This window comes from Lysobacter defluvii IMMIB APB-9 = DSM 18482, assembly GCF_000423325.1.
Taxonomy (GTDB): Bacteria; Pseudomonadota; Gammaproteobacteria; order Xanthomonadales; family Xanthomonadaceae; genus Novilysobacter; species Novilysobacter defluvii.
Genome location: NZ_AUHT01000008.1, coordinates 59,070 through 78,505 on the forward strand (window position 1 = coordinate 59,070; position 19,436 = coordinate 78,505).

Genomic DNA, 19,436 nt, shown 5'->3' on the forward strand with positions numbered 1-19,436 from the left:
GCCTGGATCACTCCAGGTGCAACCAGTGCTGGTGCGACTTCGGGCAATGCCCGACGCCGGTCGGGCCGAACTCGGCGCCGAACTGCCGCCCGCTGCCATGGTGCTGCCAGTAGAAGGTCGGGGCCGGCACTTCGCGGTTGCCGATCTCGGCCATGTCGGCGTCGACGTCGAACAGGCGCCCGTCGACCATCACGTAGCGGGTGTCGGCGGTGTTGCGGATGTTCTCGAGTGGGTTGGAGTCCAGCACCACCAGGTCCGCCTGCTTGCCCACCTCCAGCGAGCCGAGGTCACCGGCCAGGCCGATGTAGTCCGCGCCGTCGATGGTGAACGCACGCAGCGCCTCGAACTCGTCGAAGCCGCCCTGCGCCAGCATCCACGCCTCCCAGTGCGGGCTCAGGCCCTGCAGCTGGCCGTGGCCGCCGACCTGGATCTTCACTCCGGCGTCGCGCAGCACCTTGGCGGCCCTGGCCACCTCGATGTGCCAGTAGTCCCACTCCGGCGCGGTCTCGCGGCGGATGCTGCGCGCGTCCAGGGTCTCGCGCGGGAAGAAGCGGTTGAGCTTCGGGTCCTCCCAGACGTTGTCGCGGGCGTACCACCAGTACTCGCCCGACAGGCCGCCGTAGTTCACCACCAGGGTCGGCGTGTTGCGCACGTCGGTCTGCGACCACAGCCCGACCACGTCCTTGTACAGGGGCGCGACCGGGATGTTGTGCTCGATGCCGGTGGCGCCGTCGAGCACCATGGTCATGTTGTGGTGGAAGGTCGAACCGCCTTCCTCGACCACCAGCATCCCCAGCTCGCGCGCGGCGGTGTTGATCTGCTGGCGCTGGTTGCGGCGCGGCTGGTTGTAGCTCTTGACCGAGAACGCGCCGTTGGCCTGCATGCGCCGCAGGTGGCTGCGGGCATCGTCGAGCGAATCGACCTCGGCGCGCGAGCCGCCGTCGGCGCCGTACAGGATGGTGCCGGTGGAGAACACGCGCGGGCCGACCATCCTCCCGGCCTTCTGCAGCTCGGCCTCGGAGAACACGAACTCGGTCGTGGCCGACGGGTCGTGCAGGGTGGTGATGCCGAAGGCGAGGTTGGCGTAGTAGGCCCAGTTCTGCTGCGGCACCACGCCACGGCCGAAGTGCGAGGCATGGGCGTGCACGTCGATGTAGCCCGGCACGATGGTCTTGCCGCTGGCGTCGATCACGTTGGCGCCGGCCGGCACCTCGACGCTGCCCGACGGCCCGACCGCGGCGATGGTGTCGCCGCGCAGGACGATGGTGCCGTCCTCGATCACCTCGCGGGTGTTCTCGGCATCGCGCATGGTGATGATCCGCGCGTTGGTGAAGGCGACCACCTCGCGCGGCGCGTCCACGTCCACCGTCAACCCGACCGGCACGCCGCCGCCGTGCACCGGTTCGGCGATGTCGGCGCCGCCGGCGAGGAAGTCGAAGCTCTCGTCCAGACGGCGCGAGTGGTAGCGGTCGCCGACCATCCAGTGCAGCGACTTCGAGTCCGCCGCCCAGTGCAGGTAGCTGCCGACGTCGGCGCTGACGCGCGCCACGGGGATCGCATTGGTCTCGCGGCTGAGCTCGACCGGCTTGCCGGTATGCACCATCGGGGCGACGTAGGCATTGAACAGCTCGGTGAAGGCGACCCACTTGCCGTCCGGGCTCACCTGCACCGAGTCGACGTACTTCAGGTCGAACAGCTCGCGCGGATCCTCGCCGTGCAGGCCCACCGACATCAGCTTCTTCTCCATGCCGCCGCCGGCCAGGTACAGCACGCGGCTGCCGTCGGCGCTGAACTGCGGCGACTGGCCTTCGTCGGACACCTTGACCGGCTCGCCACCGGAGGCGGGCACCACGTAGATGCCGCGGTCACCCGACCACAGGCTGCCGGTCAGGCTGCTGCCGCCCGAGCGCGCGTACACCACCCGCTTGCCGTCCGGAGAGAAGCGCGGGTGGTAGTAGAAGCCCGGCTCCCGGGTGAGCTTGCGCCCGGCCGAGCTGCCGCTGGCGCTGCGCACGTGGATCGCGCCCAGGCCCTCGTCGCTCCAGGTGGTGTAGAGCATCTGCCGGCCGTCGGGGCTGAAGCTGGGCTCGTACTCGTAGACGCCCTCGCTGCCGGTCAGGCGGCGCGGCTCGCCGTTCGGAAGCGACTTGCGCCAGAGCGTGCCCAGCGCGTGGAACACCATCGAGCTGCCGTCTGCGGAGGTCGCGACGTCGCGGATCATCTGCGGTGCGAACTTGCCCTCGTCGACGCTGCGCTCGAATCGCAGCGGCTCGATGACCTTCTGGTCGACCTGCGCGGTGAAGGGGATCCGGCTGGCCTCGCCGCTGCCCATGTCGATGCGCCAGATGCCGCCCTGCGCCCAGACCACGACCGACTTCGAGTCCGGCGTCCAGCCAAAGCCGGTGTACGGCCCGAAGATCGACCAGGCCTCCTGCTGGTCGTGCGCCAGGCCGTCCCACACCGGGCGGACCTGGCCGCTGGCGAGGTCCAGGGTGTGCAGCACCGACTTCTCGCGCACGCGCTTCACGAACGCCAGCAACTTGCCGTCGGGCGAGGGCACCGGGCGCACCGCGCCGCCGGGGCTCGCGACCAGGGTCTCGATCTCGCCGGTCTGGCGGTCCAGGCGCTTGATGGCGTAGATCACGCCATGGGGGTTGCGGTTGTACTCGAAGGTCGGGCCGGGGCTCACGTCCTGGGAGAAGTAGACGTAGCGGCCATCCGGCGACACCGACGGCTCGCCCAGGTCCTGCTGCTCGTTCTTCTTCTCGACCAGCTGCAGGCCCTTGCCGCCACCGGAGGCGTGGTACATCCACAGCTCGCCGGCGCCCAGCGAGCGGCGCGAGGTGAAGTGCTTGCGGCCGATCAGGAACTCGCCGTCGGGGGTCCAGGCCGGGGTGTTGAGCAGGCGGTAGTCCTCGTCGCTGACCTGTACCGGGTCGGAGCCGTCCGCGGCGATGGTCCACAGGTTGTTGCCGCCGTCGCGGTCGGAGGTGAAGGCGATGCGGCTGCCGTCGGGCGACCAGCGCGGCTGGATGTCCCAGGCCATGCCCGAGGTGATGCGGGTGGCGTCGCCGCCCGTGATCGGCATCCGGTACAGGTCGCCCAGCAGCGAGAAGACGATCTCACGCCCATCCGGGGAGACGTCCACGTCCATCCAGGTGCCTTCGTCGGTCTGGAAGGCGACGGTCTTGGACGGGCCGGGCGGGTTGTCGACGTCCCAGTCGCCGGCGTCGGCCTTGCCATCGCGCTTGGCCTGTCCCGCGGCGCTGTCGAGCGGAACCTCCGAGGGATCCACCGCGACCGGGTCCAGCTGGTCCTGTTCCAGCTCGGCGTCCTGCGTGGCGTCGTCCTGCGGCACGGGCGGAGGTGCCGGGTCCTGGGCGGCGACGGGCAGGGCGAAGGTGGCGGTCAGGGCGCTGGACAGCGCCAGCACGAGCAGGCGTCGGGTCATGGAAGGCACAAGGTGACGGGTAAGCCCTGCAGCCTAGCCCGCCGGCCCGCCGCGCCGCACAGGCGCAAAGTCCCGGAAGGCTTGCCGAAGCTGGCGGGTTGCACCCTCAGCCGAAGCGCGCATTCCCCTCGGCAGCGAAGCCGACCGCGAGCGCGCCCTTGCCGACGTTCACCATCCCGGTCAGGCTCATTACGCTCTCGAACAGTTCGATGCCGTGCTCCTCGCAGGCCGCGCGCAGGGCGCCGTAGCCGGGCAGCGCATGCAGCTCGTCCAGCGCGCCGCCGTAGCTCAGGCACACGGTGGGGGTCATCAGCCCTTCGCGGATGCGCCGGCCGGTGTACTCGAACAGCTTCCCCACTGCCGCATCCAGGCCCTTGAGCTTGGCCACCGGCCCGGTCTCGCCGCGGTGGCAGTGGAGTACCGGCTTGATGTCCAGTGCGGTGCCCAGGGTGGCACTGAGCAGGCTGACGCTGCGGTCCCCGCGCGAGCGGGTGCGGGCGCGCAGGTACTGCAGGTCGGGCGGCACCAGGTAGGCGTGCGTGTGCAGGGCCAGTTGCTCCAGGCGCTCCCGGATGGCGCCGGGGGTGCTACCCGCCGCCCGCAGGCGCACCGCCTCCACCGCGGTGATGCCCTGGCCGGCGAACACCGACTGGGTGTCGATCAGCCGCAGCGCGAACGGCGTGTTGTTGCCGCTGGCGGCGCGCACCGGACGGTACTCGCTGAGGATGGCGAAGCTCGCCTGCCGGGCGTTCTCGTGGATCTGGCTGCGCGTGCGGGTGATCGTCATGCACAGCACGTAGTCGTAGTCGATGACCAGCCGCTCCAGGAACAGCCGGCTGATCTGCTCCACGCTGTAGGGCGTGGTCTCCGCCCCGGCGCCGCCGTCGGCGACATGGGCGTGGAGGAAGCGCAGGGTCGCCTCCGGGTTGCGTTCGTCGGCCAGGATCGCGTCACCGATCCGCACCGTGGTCGGCAGGACCACGATGCCGTGCTCCTCCAGGTAGTCCAGCGGCAGGTCGCACGCCGAGTCGACGACGAGTCCGATGCGCATCACCACCCCCATGCCGACGGTCCTGTGCGCCACAGCATATAGCTGCCGTGACCGCCGTCGCATCCGGGGGCGGGATGCCCGCCCTTGGACGTGGGCCGCGCCGCAAGCCGCACCCGGGAGCCGGGTGCGGCACGCAAGCACTCAGCGCCGCGGCGCGTCGGCCGCCGGGTAGGCCCTCGGCAGCCCGCCCTGCGCGGCCGGGACCTGCGGACGCAGGTAGCGGTCGCGCAGCCGGGTCTGGCGGCTTTCCATTTCGATCGGACGGCCGTCCATCCACACCTGCAGCGCGACCGAGGCCGCGTCCAGCGGATCCCCGCTCCACAGCACCAGGTCGGCGCGCTTGCCCGGGGCGATGGCGCCGACGACCGTGTCCACGCCGAAGGCCTCGGCCGGCACCGAGGTCAGCGCCGCCAGCCCGTCTTCCCAGGGCAGGCCGTTGGCGACGGCGTTGCCGGCCAGCTGGCGCACCTTGCGCGCGTTGTGCGAGGCATCGCCGGACTGGGTGAAGCCGACCTCCACGCCGGCGGCCGCCAGGCGCGCCGCGTTCTCCAGGGTCGCGCCGACCTGGTCGAAGCCGGCCGGCAGGTTGGCCAACGGGTCCACGAACACCGGGACGTCGGCGGAGGCCAGTTCGGCCCCGAGCTTCCAGGCCTCCGCGCCGCCGGACACCGCCACCTTCACACCCTTGTCGGCGGACCAGCGCAGCAGCTGGCGGATGTCGGAGGCACGGTCGACGTTGACCACGATGCGGCCGGAGCCGTCCAGGAAGGAGCCCAGCGCCTTGCGGCCGGCGGGGGTCAGCATCGCCGCGTGCGAATCGGGGGCGATCCGCCCGCGGGCCTCGTCCACCAGCTGGTCGAGCAGCATCCACTGCGCCGCGCGCGAGTTGCCGCTCAGCCGCGCCGCGTCCGAGCCCAGGTCGACGAACAGCAGCTTCGGACCGGCGGGATCCAGGCTTCCGTCCAGGCGCACCACCGCCCCCTGGCCACCGATGATCGAGCCGCCCTGGCCGCTGGAGGCGCCCAGCAGGGTCCAGCCGATGCCTTCGGTGCGGGTGACCGGGATCAGGACCGACTCCGGGTTGTAGGCCAGGGTGACGTCGAACTCGGGACGCACGTCCATGCCCTCGCCGCCAAGGCCCACGCGGTTGTCCACCGTCGACTGCTCGCCCGAGACCTCCTCGATGCCGATGCCGGTGATGCCGCCGAACAGCGTCGGCGACAACGGCCGGCCTTCGGCGTCGACCACCTGGGCGCCGGCGGGCGCGGCCAGGCCGGTCCCGACCTGGGCGATGGTGTTGCCGCGCACCAGCACGTCGGCGCCCTGCAGGGTGCCCTGCGGTCCGGCGGTGTGGACGGTGGCGTTGCGGATCAGCAGTGCCGGCCCGCCGGTCGCGGCGTCCTGGGCGAAGGCGCCGGTGGCGGCCAGCGCCAGCCCGGTGGCCAGCAGGGTGCGGCGCGCGACGCGGCCGAGGGTTCCGAAGCGGCTCACAGCACACCTCCGTTGCCGGCCGCGGCCGGCTGTCCAAGCATGAAGTCGCGGACCGGCTGGCGCGACGGGTCGTTGCGGTCGTACAGGCGGGCGCCGTCGATCCACACCTGCTCGGCCTGGGCGTAGACGCTGAAGGGGTTACCGCTCCACAGCACCACGTCGGCCATCTTGCCCGGCTCCAGGGTGCCGACTTGGTCGGCGATGCCCATCGACTTCGCGGGGTGCGAGGTGATCCAGCGGATCGCGTGTTCCGGGGTGATGTCGATGCCGGCCAGGCCGGCGCGGGCGATGACCTTGGCCGCCTCCTGGTTCAGGCGCTGGATGCCCTCGGCGGAGTCGCTGTGCACGATCGCGCAGGAGTTCGCGGGGCGGTCGACCAGGGCGATGTTCTCCTGGATGCCGTCGAAGGCCTCCATCTTGAAGCCCCACCAGTCGGCCCACAGCGCGCCGCAGATGCCGCGGTCGGCCATCTCGTCGGCGATCTTGTAGGCCTCCACGCCGTGGTGGAAGGCGGCGATCTGGAAGTCGAACTCGTCCGCCAGCGCCATCATGTTGGACATCTCGTCGGCGCGGTAGCAGTGGATGTGGACCTTGATGTCGCCGTTGAGCGCGGCGGCCAGGGTCTCCATCTTGAGGTCCTTCTTGCCGCCGTTGCCGTTGCCGTTGCCATTGGAGCGGCCGGAATCGTCATCCGACGACTGCCACCAGCGCCGGCGCGGCTCGTCCTCTCCGGACCCGTCGCGGTCGGTGCGCCCGCCGTGCTTCTCCAGGTACTCGGCGGCCTCGATGAAGGCCGCGCGGTGGCCGGCGATGTTGCCCATGCGGGTGGACGGGCCGCCCTTCTGGCCGTAGACGCGCTTCGGGTTCTCGCCGCAGGCCATCTTCAGGCCCCACGGCGCGCCCGGGAACTTCATCGCCTGCACGCTGGTGCCCGGCACGTTCTTGAGCGTCACGCCGCGGCCGCCGAACAGGTTGGCCGAGCCGGGCAGGATCTGCAGCGAGGTCACCCCGCCCGCGAGCGCGGCGCCGAAGCCGGGGTCCTGCGGCCAGACCGAGTGCTCGGCCCACACGTGCGCGGTGTTGGGCGCGACCGCCTCGTTGCCGTCGCTGTGCGCGCGCACGCCCGGGCTCGGGTACACGCCCAGGTGCGAATGCACGTCGATGATGCCCGGCGTGACCCACTTGCCGGTGCCGTCCACGCGGGTGGCGCCGGCCGGTGCCTGCAGCCCGCGGCCGACCTCCACGATCACGCCGTCGGCCATCAGCACGTCGGCACCGTCGATCCGGTTGCCGGCGCCGTCCAGCACGGTCGCGCCGGTGATCAGCACCGGCGGCGCGGCGATGCGCTCGTAGGTGCTGGGATAGGGATCGTGGGCAAAGGGCGAGGTGTCCGCGGCCGCCGCCGGGCCGGAGCCCAGAGCAAGGCCGAGGGCGACCGCGAGCGCGGCGCAGGTGGGTCGGATCATGTGGCGTTTTCCCCAGTCGAGTTCGCCGGCAGGGTGCCGGATGCCCCACCGTAGCCGTGCCCCCGTGCGGGGCCAACCCAACCAATGTCACGACGCGGCGCTTTTACTTTGCCGTGTCGGGCGGCTGCTACGGTTGCGGCGAATCCACCATCGGGAACACGCCATGACCGGGATCGTTGCCGCCGCGGACGTCGTTGAATTCTGGCGCCAGGCCGGGGAGGAAAAGTGGTTCCGCGGCGGGCCGGAGTTCGACGCGCTGTGCCGCGAGCGCCTGCTGCCTACCCACATGGCCGCGAGCCGCGCCGAACTGGCCGACTGGGAGCGGGACGCGACCGGGTCGTTGGCCCTGGTGCTGCTGCTCGACCAGATCCCGCGCAACGTGTTCCGCGGCAGCGCCCACGCCTACGCCACGGATCCCATGGCGCGCGCCGTCGCCGAGCGGGCGATCGGGCATGGCCATGACATGCAGGCCGACGCCCGCCTGCGCTTCTTCTACTACCTGCCGTTCACCCACTCCGAGCAGTTGCTGGACCAGCAGCGCGCGGTCGAGCTGCACCAGTCCCTGGAGGGGCCGGATGCCGACAAGTGGGCGCGCCACCACCACGCGATCATCGAGCGCTTCGGCCGCTTCCCGCACCGCAACGCACTGATGGGCAGGCCCACCACGCCCGCCGAGCAGGCGTGGCTGGACGAGGGCGGGTTCTCGGGCTGATCAGTACCGCGGGATGGTGGTGTCCACGTCCTGTGCCCAGGCATCGATGCCGCCGGCGACGTTGTAGACCTCGGTGAAGCCCAGGCCGCGGAAGTGCTCGGCAGCCTTGCCGCTGCGCTGGCCGCTGTGGCACAGGAACGCGATCGCGGTGTCCTTGGGCAGCTGCTCCAGCTCGGCGGCACCGCCGTCCTCGCGGTCCAGCGTGCGGAACGGCACGTTGACCGATGCCTGGTCGCGCTCGGCGGCCGGGCGCACGTCGACCAGCAGCAGTTCGCCCGCGGCCACCTTGCGCGCCGCCTCGGCGGGCGCGATCGCCTTCACCTTCGGCGGCGCGTTGGGGTTCTCGATCACCAGCCCGCGGCCGCGCTCGTCGTCGACCCAGTCGATCGACATGCCGCGCGCGCGCTGGGCGCTGGCCAGGTCGAACTGCACCTTCAGCCCGGCGGCCTCGGTGGTGATCGCCGAGGCGTCCACCGGCGCCAGCTGCAGGCGCGCGTTGTAGCGCGGGTCGACCTCGACCTGCAGCGCGTAGCCTTCGCCGGCGTTCTCGATGGACTGGCGCAGCATCTCCGCGGCCTCGGGGCCGATGGTGATCTCCGGCGGGGTGCGGTCCGGCGCGGGCACGCCCAGGGCGGTGTAGAGCTCGCCGGAGTTGGCCATCTGCTCGATGATGTCGCTGCCGCCCATCAGCTCGCCGCCGATGTACAGCTGCGGGATGGTCGGCCACTGGCCGTAGACCTTGATGCCCTCGCGGATCTCCGGGTCCTGCAGCACGTCGACGTGGGCGAACTCGACCCCGGTCGCGGCCAGCGCACCGGCGGCCTTGGCGGAGAAGCCGCATTGCGGCGCACGCGGCTCACCCTTCATGAACAGGACGACGCGGTTGTCGTTCAGGAGGCTTTCGATGCGCGAACGCAGGGCGGGGTCGAGCTGCATGGCAAACGTTCCGTGACGCGGGGGAAGCGGGCAGTGTAACGAGGCCATCCTGAGGCTGGCATGATCCAGGTCATGGCCCCCGACCTGCACTGCCCACCACGCCGTCCGCATGCGTGGCTTCCGGTCGCGCTGGCCTCTCAGGTACCGCGATGTCCTGACCCGGCACAATCTCGAACCCGTCTGAAGGAGTCCAGCATGGATGCGATCCGAACCCGGGGTCTTCACTACCGGCATGACGCGAAACACGGGGTCTTCGACCTCGACCTGCAGGTGTCCGCAGGCGGGGTCTACGCCTTCGTGGGGCCCAACGGGTCGGGGAAGACCACGACCATCCGGCTGCTGCTGGGGCTGCTTCGGCCGCAGGCCGGCACGATCACGATCGCCGGCCGCGAACAAGTGGCGGGCGATCCGCGCGGGGGCGCAAGCGTGGGGGCACTGGTGGAGGCGCCTTCGCTGTACCCCCATCTCACGGGTCGACGCAATCTCGAGGTCAGCCGTCGCCTGCTCGGCCTGCCGGGTCGCGCCGTCGATGCGGCGCTTGAGCGGGTCGAGCTGCTGTCGGCCGCGGACCGCAAGGTCTGCGCGTACTCGCTGGGGATGCGGCAGCGGCTGGGCCTGGCGCTCGCGCTGCTAGGCTCGCCGCAACTGCTGATCCTGGATGAACCTGGCAACGGGCTGGACCCCGCGGGCACCCTGAAGATGCGCGCCTTGATCAGGAGCCTGGTCGACGACACGGGCCTGACCGTGTTCCTGTCCAGCCACCTTCTTGGCGAGGTCGAGCAGGTGGCCACGCACGTAGGGGTGATCACGGCCGGCAGGCTGCGATTCCAGGGGACCATGGAGGAGCTGCGGGGGCGCTCCAGGAGGCCGTTGAGGCTGGAGAGCGGTGACCCCGGCGTGCTGCTCGCGCACCTGGCGGAACTGGGAATCGCCGCCCGCCCATTGGCGGATGGCGCAACGCTCGTGGAGGAAAGCATCATGGACGACCAGTCGCTGTTGCGCGCCCTGGTGGAGCGTGCGGCCCCCCTGAGCGCCTTCTACCGTGTGCGGCCGGGGCTGGAGTCGATGTTCTTCGACCTGACCTGTTCCGACGAGTTGGAGGACGCATGAGCGGAGCGACGTTGCGCGGCGCATGTGCCGCGGAGTTCCTGAAGCTCCGCGGCACGCTGGCGGCGTGGATGTGCCTGGTCTCGCCCGCGCTGGTTGTGGGCGTGGTGGTACTGCAGTTCGGCCTGATGCCCCTCGGGGACCGGGGGACTCCGCCCACCGCGGCGGTTTGGGAGTCCTACCTGAAGGGCGTGCTCGGCCTGTGGGCGTTCCTGATGCTACCGCTGTACATCACCCTCCAGGCAGCCCTGCTCGCCGCACTGGAGCACGGCAACCGCCAGTGGAAGCACCTGTTCGCACTGGCGGTGCCGCGTTGGCACCACTACGCGGCCAAGGCGACGGCGATGGCGTGCCTCGTCGCGGGCGCCCACCTCGTGCTGCTGGTGCTGGCGCCGCTCGGCGGATGGCTGGTGGGCGAGGCTAGGCCGGCGCTGGGAATCGCCGGCCCGGTGCCGTGGGCGTTCCTGTTGGCACGCGTGGGCGCCATCCTGGCCGCGTCGGGACTGATGATGGCGCTACAGCTCTGGATCGCGCTTCGCTGGTCCAGCTTCACCGTCGCCGTGGGTGCCGGCATGGCCGCGACGGTGGCCGGGTTCCTGATCGGCCAGTCCGAGCGCTTTGGCAAGTTCTACCCGTGGTCGATGCCCGTGGCCACGCTCTTCGACGACGGCGAACGGATGCAGGCGCTGAGTGTGGCGGGAGCCGGGGGCGCACTGCTGGCCGGGCTGGCCGCGCTCGCGCTGCTGCTCCGCCGTGATCCGGAGTAGGCATGACGCTGCCGCCGACCCGCTCGGCTAGCATGATCCAGGTCATGGCCTCCCCCGACCTGCACTGCCCACCACGCCGTCCGCATGCGTGGTTTCCGGTCGCGCTGGCATCGCAACTGCTGGTGGCGCTGGCCTGGTGGCAGTGGGGCTGGCCGGCGGGCCTGGCACTCCTGCTGGCCAGCCACGGCTTGTTCTTCTGGGGGGTGATGAAGCCGGACTCGCGGCTGTTCGCACCGGTGCTCGCCCGCTTGCCTACGGACGAGCCGGCGGTGTGGCTGACGATCGACGATGGACCCTCGGACGACACCCTGCCGATCCTCGACCTGCTGGACGCGCACGGCGCCACGGCCACCTTTTTCCTGGTGGGCGAGCGCGCCGCGGCGCGGCCGGAGCTGGTGCGCGAGATCGTCCGCCGTGGGCACGAGGTCGGCAACCACAGCCAGCACCATCCGCAGGCGTGGTTCTGGGCGCTGGGCCCGCGGCGGATGCAGCGCGAAGTCGCCGAGGCGCAGGAGCTGCTGACCCGCCTGGCCGGGACCCCACCGCGCTGGTTCCGGGCCGTAGTCGGCATGGCCAACCCCTTCCTTGCCGCCCCGCTGCGCCGGCACGGGCTGGCCCGGGTGGCCTGGAGCGCGCGCGGGTTCGATGCGCTGGAGCGGGATCCGGCCAAGGTCATCGCTCGGATCGGGCGCGACCTGGGCCCAGGTGCCATCGTGTTGCTGCACGAAGGCGCCCGGCACGGGCGCAACGTGGAGACCGTGGAGCGCTTGCTCGAAATGCTGGCACGGCGCGGGTACCGGCCCGTGGTTCCGGGCCGGACGACGGGGTGAACGGCGGCGTCCGGCTCAGGCGTCCCGCGTCGCGACCACCAGCCAGTTGTTGAACGGGGTCCGGCCGTACAGGGGGGTGAACTGGCTGCGCAAACCGGCGGCGTCGAATGCGGCGCGCAGCATCTCCGGCTCCGGATACCCGCCCGGCGTGGCCCCCATCCAGCCGACCACGCGCGAGAACACGTCCACTGCCCGGGTGATGCGCGCGCGCCGGCTGCCGTCGGCCAGGCCGGTGCGGATCACCAGCCGCGCGCCGGGCGCGAGCATCGCGGTCATCTTCTCCAGCAAAGGCCGGCGGGCTTCGGCGGGTACGAACTGCAGCACGTCCAGCACCGCAACGTTCCCGTGGTGGCCCAGGCTGGCCAGGTCGAACGCCGGGTCGGCCAGGTCCTGCGCCTCGAACATCGCGTCCGCCAGCCCGGCACGGGCGGCGGCGCGGCGTGCGCGGGCGATCTTGGCCGCGTCCAGGTCGATCCCGCGGTAAGCCATGGCCTGGCCGTCGGCGCGCAGCGCGTGCGCCAGCAGGCCGAGCCCGCATCCCAGGTCGAGGACCGGGGCGCCGCTGCCGCGCAGGGCCGCGCAAACGCCGGGATACAGCGGATCACTGCCCAGCTTGGCCCGCGTGTAGTGAAGGTCCCAGCGGTTGCCGTACCAGTGCTCCGGGCCAAACGCCGCGGAGATCCGACGCGCCAGCTCCGCCGGCACGGGGCGCGCGGCCGGGTCCGCCGGGGTGGCGGCGACGCTCATGCGGCGAGCAGCCCGCGCGCGACCGGCAGCGCCTGCCTGACCCAGAGGCCGTACATCGCCGCGGAGGGATGCAGGCCGTCCTCGACCAGCATCGACGGATCACCCCCGTGCTCGCGGCTGATGCCGGTGATGTCGACGAACGCCACTCCATGCGCCTCGCACAGCTCCGCGGCGACCGCGTTGTACGCGTCGAGCTCCGAGGCGATCGTGGCCGCATCGCGCGCGTTGCGTTCAGCGAACGGGGTCACGCCCCAGTCCGGGATCGACAGCACCATCACCCGCGCCGTGCGGTCGCCGGCGAGCGCGATCGCACGCTGCAGAAGCCCGAGGAACTCGCCCCGGTAGTCCGCCGCGCTGCGGCCGCGGTACTGGTTGTTGACCCCCACCAGCAGCGACACGAAGTCGTAGACGCCAAGCGGCGGGGTGGCCCGGTCCATCGCGGCCGAGAGCTCGTCGGTGGTCCAGCCGGTGGTCGCCAGCGTGCGCGGGAACTCCAGTGGGACGCCTTCCCCGCGCAGTGCCAGGGTCAGCCGGACCGGCCAGCGGTCGGCGGAGTCGATCCCCTCGCCGATGGTGTAGCTGTCGCCCAGCGCGAGATAGGTGAGGGCATGCGGGTCGGTGGCCATGACGGGCTCCGGTCAGGCAATCGCCCCGCTGCGGCGGGCGTGGCCAGCCGCGGCGTGGCGGGAAAGTACCCGGTCGATGCGCGCGAACACGTCGCGCAGCACGTCCGGCTCGGGCAGCAGGGTGACGCGGAAATGATCGCGCCAGGCAACGTTGAAGCTCGACCCGGGAACCACCAGCACGCCCTCTGTTTCCAGGAGTTCCAGGGCGAAGCGGTGGTCGTCGAATCCGCGTGCCGCCGGCCCCACGACCCGCGGGAACGCGTAGAGGGCGGCGCCGGGCGGCACGAGCGACAGGTGCTCGCTGGCCTCCACGGCCTCGATCACCGCGCGCCTTGCTTCGTGCAGTCGCCCGCCCGGGGCGCAAAGCGGGGCGATCGTGGCCTCGCCATGCAGCGCCGCCCCGATGGCGAACTGCCCGGGTACGTTGGCGCACAGCCGCAGCGCACCCAGCAGGTCCATCGCGTGGTGGAAGTCGCCGCAGGCGATCGGGTCACCCGACAGCACCGCCCAGCCCACCCGCCAGCCGCAGGCCCGGTGGACCTTGCTCAGTCCACCAAGCGAGAGGCACGGCGCCTCTCCGGCCAGTGGCGCGAGCGGTTGGAACGTGGTGCCGTCGTAGACGATCGAGTCGTAGATCTCATCGGCCATCAGCAGCAGCCCGTGGCGGGCGGCGATGGCGGCGATGCGCTCCAGCAGCACGCGCGGATAGCTGGCGCCGGTGGGGTTGTTGGGGTTGATCAGCACGATCGCGCGGGTGCGCGGGGTGATGCGTGCTTCGATCTGCGCCGGATCCGGCAGGAAGCCGTGCTCGGGGCGGCAGTCATAGTAGACGGGTACACCGTCGTTGAGGATCGTGGCTGCCGACCACAGGGGATAGTCCGGCGCCGGGAGCAGCACTTCGTCGCCCGGGTCGAGCAGCGCGCGCAGCGACAGGTCGATCAGCTCACTGACCCCATTGCCGATGAAGACCCGCTCCGGGCACGCATTCGGGGTGCCACGTGCACGGTGGAAGGCGGCAATCGCCTCGCGCGCTGCGGGGAGCCCCTGCTGGTGCGTGTAGGGATCGGCAGCGGCGATGTTGCCGGCGACTGCCTCCTGCAGGTGTGCCGGCGCCCGGAACCCGAACGCCCCGGGATTGCCGATGTTGAGCTTGACCAGGGTACGACCGGCGGCCTCCAGCTCGCGGGCCCGACGGGCGAGCTCACCGCGGATTTCGTAGCGGACCTCGGACAGGCGGGTGCGGATCTTCAGGACGGGGATGGACACGGGGCGGTCGGTGTCGGGCGAAAGGCGCCAGCGTATCGGAATGCCGCTGCAGGAGGGTTATCGGGTGCGCCCGGCACCCCGCGCCCCCTAGAATCGGCGGATGTTACCGGCACGCCGCCCCTTGCATGTCTGAGCCCCACGCCCTTCAGGAGATCGGCTGGCCCCTGGACGACCACGGGCAGGTGGCCGTCCCGGAGTGGCGCGAGTGCCTGGAGGCACATCCGCAGGCGCGCCCCGCCCGCGTGGTGGAGCAGCACCGCAGCGGCTACGTGGTCGCCGAGGGACCCGACGACAGCTTCCCGGTGGAGTCGCCGGCGGAGTGGCAGCGCCGGCCGAGCTACCGCAAGGGCGGCATTCCGCCGGAAGCCCGCGCGGGAGTTGGCGACTGGGTGCTGGTGGAGCGCTCCGGCGACGTGATGCAGATCGTCGCCCTGCTGCCGCGGCGCAGCGCGATCAAGCGCGCCGCGGCGGGCGAGCACTACAAGCAGCAGCTGATCGCCGCCAACGTGGACACCGTGTTCGTGGTCTGCGGGCTGGACAAGGACTTCAATCCCCGCCGCATCGAGCGCTACCTGCTGCTGGTCAAGGGCAGTGGTGCGCAGGCGGTGGTGGTGCTGACCAAGGCCGACCACGCGGCCGATGTTCCCGGCGCGGTGGCGACCATTGCCGCGCTGGCCAGCGCCGAGGTCCCGGTGCGCGCGGTGGATGCACGTGAACCCGACAGCGTCGCCGCGCTGCGGCCCTGGCTGCAGCCAGGCGCGACCGTGGTGATGGTCGGCAGCTCCGGGGCGGGCAAGTCCACCCTGACCAACTCGCTGGCCGGCGAGGAGCTGATGAAGACCGGCGAGGTGCGCAGCACCGATTCGCGGGGCCGGCACACCACCACCTATCGCGCGCTCATCCCGCTGCCGGGCGGCGCCTGCCTGATCGACACCCCGGGCATGCGGGAGCTCAAGCCGACGGGCGAGGAGGACGTCGCCGACAACTTCGCCGATGTCGCCGAACTCGCGCTGGAGTGCCGCTTCCGTGACTGCCGGCACCTGAAGGAGCCCGGCTGTGCGGTAATGGCCGCCATCGCGACCGGGAACCTGGACCCGCAGCGGCTGGCGAACTACCGCAAGCTCCAGGGCGAGGTCGCCACCGCGGCCGGCCAGCTCGCCGGGCGCAGGGTGCAATAGGGCGAGGCGATACAGCGTTGCGCCGGTCGCACCCTACGGGGCGTGCACGTGCGGGTGGGTAGGTTCGGCGCGTGCCCCATACCGCGCCCGACATCGTCCATCACGCCCGGCTCGACGAGCGGATGCTCCGGGCCGCGTCCGGCATCCGGCTGCTGGCGCTGGCCAGCTGGCCAGCGCGGGTGCTGGACGGCTTCCTCGCCGACCATGCACGCGGGGTCACCCGGCTGCCGGTGGTCAAGTACCCGCGGCACGACTTCTCCGAGGAGCGGGCCGAACTGGAGGCGGTCGCCCGCGCCGCGGACCCGGGTCATCCGATGGGCGCGTACCTGATCGAGTCCGCCCGCAGCTGGGAAACCGCGGCGCGGCTGTGCGAATGCCTGGGCACCGACGAGGCCTGCGATCTGTCGGTGCGGCTGTACGGCCATCCCGAGTCCCCGCTGCCCGGCCACGGCCCGGGCGTGCGCTGGGCGGCGCGCAAGTTCATCGCCGTCGCCGACGAACTGCACCGCGGCCTGGTGTCCCCGTCCGAGCAATGGCCGATCTCGGCCACCTCGCTGGCGATGCAGCTGCAGCGCGACCTGGACGACTACTTCAACGAGCGGGTGATCGAGGTGGTGCTGGACCCGGACCTGGTGGCCAAGGCCGCTGCCGGCGCGACCCGCATCCGGCTGCGTACCGGCGCCGCCTTCACCGAGTACGACCGCCACCAGCTGCGCGAGCACGAGGCCTTCGTCCACTCGCTCACCGCGCTCAACGGCGACGAGCAGCCGGTACTGCGCAGCCTGGGCCTGTCCTCGCCCCGGGTCACCGCGACCCAGGAAGGGCTGGCGACCTTCGCCGAGCAGGCCACCGGCAACCTCGACATCGAGCGCATCAAGCGCCTGAGCCTGCGGGTGGAGGCGGTGGCGATGGCGATGGAGGGCGCCGACTTCGTCGAGGTGTTCCGCTACTTCCTGGAGGCGGGGCAGCCGCCGGAGGAGGGCGCCGCGTCCGCCCAGCGGGTGTTCCGCGGGATGCCCGTGACCGGTGGGGCGGCCTTCACCAAGGACACCGTGTACCTGCGCGGGCTGGTGGGCGTGCACACCTTCTACCGCTGGGCGTTGCGGACCCGGCAGCTGCGGCTGGGGCGCTGGCTGTTCGCCGGCAAGATGACCCTTGGCGACGTGCAGCGCTTCGTACCCCTGTTCGAGGCCGGGGTGCTGCTGCCGCCGCGCTGGATCCCGCGCTGGCTGGCGCGGGCCAACGGGCTGGCGGGGATGCTGGCGTTCTCGCTGTTCGCCAATCGCATCCAGCTGCAGGCCATCGACGACGCGGGCTTCCTGGATATCTGACCGGCGGCCGGGAACGGCACGCCCGGAAAGGCGGGGGGCCGCTAGAATCGGGTGTTTCCGCCCCTCGCCCCCCGATTGCCGTCCATGTCCAGCCCCGAAGACTTCAAGCAGGCCGCCCTCGACTACCACAGCCAGGTCCCGGCCGGAAAGATCAAGGTCACCCCGACCAAGGCCCTGGTGACCCAGCGCGAGCTGGCGCTGGCGTACTCGCCGGGCGTGGCGTATCCCTGCGAGGAGATCGTCCAGGACCCGGGCGCGGCGCGTGACTACACCGCGCGCGGCAATCTGGTGGCGGTGGTGACCAACGGCACGGCGGTGCTGGGCCTGGGCGACATCGGCCCGCTGGCCAGCAAGCCGGTGATGGAAGGCAAGGGCGTGCTGTTCCAGAAGTTCGCCGGCATCGACGTGTTCGACATCGAGATCGACGAGCGCGACCCGGACAAGCTGGTCGACATCATCGCCAGCTTGGAACCGACCTTCGGCGGCATCAACCTGGAGGACATCAAGGCGCCGGAGTGCTTCATCGTCGAGCGCAAGCTGCGCGAGCGGATGAAGATCCCGGTGTTCCACGACGACCAGCACGGCACCGCGATCATCGTCGGCGCCGCGGTCCTGAACGCGCTCAAGGTGGCGGGCAAGGACATCGGCCAGGTGCGCGTGGCCACCACCGGCGCGGGCGCCGCGGGCATCGCCTGCCTGGACATGCTGGTGGCGCTGGGGGTGAAGCCGGAGAACATCCTCGCCTTCGACCGCGACGGGGTGATCCACACCGGCCGCGACAACCTGGACGAAGGCAAGATCCGCTACGCCCGTGACACCGACAAGCGCAGCCTGGCGGAAATCGTCGAGGGCGCGGACGTGTTCCTGGGCCTGTCCGCCGGCGGCATCCTCAAGCCGGAGATGGTCGCGACCATGGCCGAGCGGCCGGTGATCCTGGCGCTGGCCAACCCGCACCCGGAGATCCTGCCCGAGGCGGCCAAGGCGGTGCGCCCGGACGCGATCATCGCCACCGGACGCTCGGACTACCCCAACCAGGTCAACAACGCGGTCTGCTTCCCCTACATCTTCCGCGGCGCGCTGGACGTGGGCGCGACCTGCATCAACGAGGCGATGAAACTGGCCTGCGTGCACGCCATCGCCGACCTGGCCCAGAAGGAGGCCTCCGACCTGGGCGCGGCCTACGGCGGCGAGGTGCCGACCTTTGGCCCGGAGTACCTGATCCCGCGGCCCTTCGACCAGCGGCTGATGGTGGAGTTGTCGGCGGCGGTGGCGCAGTCGGCGATGGACTCGGGCGTGGCCACCCGGCCGATGGCCGACATGGGCGCCTACCGCGAGCAGCTGCGCCAGTTCATCCACCGCACCGGCCTGGTGATGAAGCCGGTCTACGACCGTGCCCGCGCCGACCGCAAGCGCGTGGCCTACGCCGAGGGCGAGGAGCCGGTGGTGCTGCGCGCGGTGCAGACCGTCGTCGACGAGGGCCTGGCGCGCCCGATCCTGATCGGCCGCCCGGACGTCATCAACGCCCGCATCGAGAAGCTGGGCCTGCGCCTGCGCGAGGGCGTGGACTTCGAGCTGACCAACATCAACGACGACCCGCGCTTCCCCGAGTACTGGCAGCAGTACCACGCGCTGACCGAGCGCCGCGGCGTGACCATCGACGCGGCCAAGACCCTGGTGCGTTCGCGGCCGACCCTGATCGCCGCGCTGATGGTCGAGCGCGGCGAGGCCGACGCGCTGATCTGCGGCATCGTCGGGCGCTTCCACAAGAAGCTGGGCTACCTGCGCAGCATCTTCGACTTCGACCGTGGGGTGACCGGCACCGCCGCGATGACCGGCGTGATCAACGACGCGGGCGCCTGGTTCTTCCTCGACACCCACGTGCAGTACGACCCCTCCGCGGACCAGATCGCCGAGGCCACCATGCAGGCCTCCTACCGGCTGAAGCTGTTCGGGATCGAGCCGAAGGTGGCGCTGCTGTCGCACTCCAACTTCGGCAGCCACGACAACCCCTCGGCGGCCAAGATGCGGCAGGTGCGCGAGATCCTCGCCCGGCGCTTCCCCAAGCTGGAGGTCGACGGCGAGATGATGGCCGACACCGCCTGGAACGACGCCCTGCGCCGGCGGGTCTTCCCCAACACCACGCTGTCCGGCCGCGCCAACCTGTTCGTGCTGCCCAACCTGGACGCGGCCAACATCACCTACAACATGTTCCGGGTGGCGACCGACGGCGTGGCCATCGGCCCGATCCTGATGGGCTTGGACAAGCCGGCGCACATCCTGACCCCCGACGCGACCTCGCGGCGGGTGGTCAACGTCACCGCCATCGCCGCCATGGACGCCCAGATCCGCGCCAGCCGGCGCGGGTGACCGGCACGGAACACCCGGCCGCGCGGCCCCGCGCGGCCGGCCCGCAGCGGACGCACGCGGCAATCCGGGCCCGGCCGGCCCGCTGGTAGAATCGGGCGTACCAGCCCCCA

At 71.4% G+C, this 19,436-nt stretch carries 15 protein-coding genes; 7 read left to right on the forward strand and 8 right to left on the reverse strand.

What is annotated here, in order from left to right:
- Positions 1-7: 7 nt before the first annotated feature.
- The 4 genes from G545_RS14130 to G545_RS0108185 form a co-directional block, all read right to left on the reverse strand.
- Positions 8-3,451, reverse strand: coding sequence for an amidohydrolase family protein (locus G545_RS14130; protein WP_081677798.1), 3,444 nt, complete (start codon positions 3,449-3,451; stop codon positions 8-10).
- A 106-nt stretch (positions 3,452-3,557) separates the two neighbouring features.
- Positions 3,558-4,502 (reverse strand): DegV family protein, encoded by a 945-nt coding sequence (locus G545_RS0108175; RefSeq protein ID WP_027069948.1) that lies wholly within the window; start codon positions 4,500-4,502, stop codon positions 3,558-3,560.
- 141 nt (positions 4,503-4,643) lie between these two features.
- Positions 4,644-5,993 (reverse strand): amidohydrolase family protein, encoded by a 1,350-nt coding sequence (locus tag G545_RS0108180; protein ID WP_027069949.1) that lies wholly within the window; start codon positions 5,991-5,993, stop codon positions 4,644-4,646.
- On the reverse strand, positions 5,990-7,459 hold the full coding sequence (locus G545_RS0108185) for an amidohydrolase (RefSeq protein ID WP_052106834.1): 1,470 nt from the start codon (positions 7,457-7,459) through the stop codon (positions 5,990-5,992). The genes G545_RS0108180 and G545_RS0108185 overlap by 4 nt, the downstream gene beginning before the upstream one ends.
- A 163-nt stretch (positions 7,460-7,622) precedes the next feature.
- Here G545_RS0108185 and G545_RS0108190 point away from each other — a divergent pair, with 163 nt between their 5' ends.
- Positions 7,623-8,171: a DUF924 family protein gene (locus tag G545_RS0108190; RefSeq protein WP_027069951.1), complete on the forward strand. Its 549-nt coding sequence runs from the start codon at positions 7,623-7,625 to the stop codon at positions 8,169-8,171.
- On the opposite strand, the gene grxD is transcribed toward G545_RS0108190, so the two are convergent.
- Positions 8,172-9,107 carry a Grx4 family monothiol glutaredoxin gene (grxD, locus tag G545_RS0108195; RefSeq protein WP_027069952.1) on the reverse strand — a complete coding sequence of 312 codons (936 nt, stop codon included), beginning with the start codon at positions 9,105-9,107 and terminating at the stop codon, positions 8,172-8,174. It abuts the gene before it with no gap.
- Between the two features lie 195 nt (positions 9,108-9,302).
- Here grxD and G545_RS14135 point away from each other — a divergent pair, with 195 nt between their 5' ends.
- Genes G545_RS14135 through G545_RS0108210 form a run of 3 tightly spaced genes read left to right on the forward strand, consistent with a single transcriptional unit; the run spans position 9,303 to position 11,811 of the window.
- Positions 9,303-10,217, forward strand: a complete 915-nt coding sequence (locus G545_RS14135) for an ABC transporter ATP-binding protein (RefSeq protein ID WP_036137693.1) — start codon at positions 9,303-9,305, stop codon at positions 10,215-10,217.
- Positions 10,214-10,981 carry an ABC transporter permease gene (locus tag G545_RS0108205; protein WP_027069953.1) on the forward strand — a complete coding sequence of 256 codons (768 nt, stop codon included), beginning with the start codon at positions 10,214-10,216 and terminating at the stop codon, positions 10,979-10,981. Before G545_RS14135 ends, G545_RS0108205 begins: the two co-directional genes overlap by 4 nt.
- Positions 10,982-11,025: 44 nt before the next feature.
- A complete protein-coding gene (locus tag G545_RS0108210) occupies positions 11,026-11,811 on the forward strand; it encodes a polysaccharide deacetylase family protein (RefSeq protein WP_027069954.1) in 786 nt (261 codons plus the stop codon).
- Between the two features lie 15 nt (positions 11,812-11,826).
- Here G545_RS0108210 and G545_RS0108215 read toward each other — a convergent pair whose 3' ends face one another.
- Genes G545_RS0108215 through G545_RS0108225 form a run of 3 tightly spaced genes read right to left on the reverse strand, consistent with a single transcriptional unit; the run spans position 11,827 to position 14,450 of the window.
- On the reverse strand, positions 11,827-12,558 hold the full coding sequence (locus tag G545_RS0108215) for a methyltransferase domain-containing protein (protein WP_043711569.1): 732 nt from the start codon (positions 12,556-12,558) through the stop codon (positions 11,827-11,829).
- Positions 12,555-13,184: an SGNH/GDSL hydrolase family protein gene (locus G545_RS0108220; protein ID WP_027069956.1), complete on the reverse strand. Its 630-nt coding sequence runs from the start codon at positions 13,182-13,184 to the stop codon at positions 12,555-12,557. Before G545_RS0108220 ends, G545_RS0108215 begins: the two co-directional genes overlap by 4 nt.
- 12 nt (positions 13,185-13,196) lie before the next feature.
- Positions 13,197-14,450 carry an aminotransferase class I/II-fold pyridoxal phosphate-dependent enzyme gene (locus G545_RS0108225; protein ID WP_027069957.1) on the reverse strand — a complete coding sequence of 418 codons (1,254 nt, stop codon included), beginning with the start codon at positions 14,448-14,450 and terminating at the stop codon, positions 13,197-13,199.
- Positions 14,451-14,575: 125 nt separating this feature from the next.
- On the opposite strand from G545_RS0108225, the gene rsgA reads away from it, so the two are divergent.
- The 3 genes from rsgA to G545_RS0108240 all read left to right on the forward strand — a co-directional run bounded on the left by rsgA (position 14,576) and on the right by G545_RS0108240 (position 19,326).
- The gene (gene rsgA / locus G545_RS14140) at positions 14,576-15,628 is read left to right on the forward strand and encodes a ribosome small subunit-dependent GTPase A (protein ID WP_052106635.1); all 1,053 of its coding nucleotides are present in this window, start codon (positions 14,576-14,578) and stop codon (positions 15,626-15,628) included.
- Between the two features lie 122 nt (positions 15,629-15,750).
- The gene (locus tag G545_RS0108235) at positions 15,751-16,959 is read left to right on the forward strand and encodes a flavohemoglobin expression-modulating QEGLA motif protein (RefSeq protein WP_052106634.1); all 1,209 of its coding nucleotides are present in this window, start codon (positions 15,751-15,753) and stop codon (positions 16,957-16,959) included.
- A gap of 84 nt (positions 16,960-17,043) precedes the next feature.
- Positions 17,044-19,326, forward strand: a complete 2,283-nt coding sequence (locus tag G545_RS0108240) for an NADP-dependent malic enzyme (protein WP_027069959.1) — start codon at positions 17,044-17,046, stop codon at positions 19,324-19,326.
- The last annotated feature ends 110 nt before the right edge of the window (positions 19,327-19,436 follow it).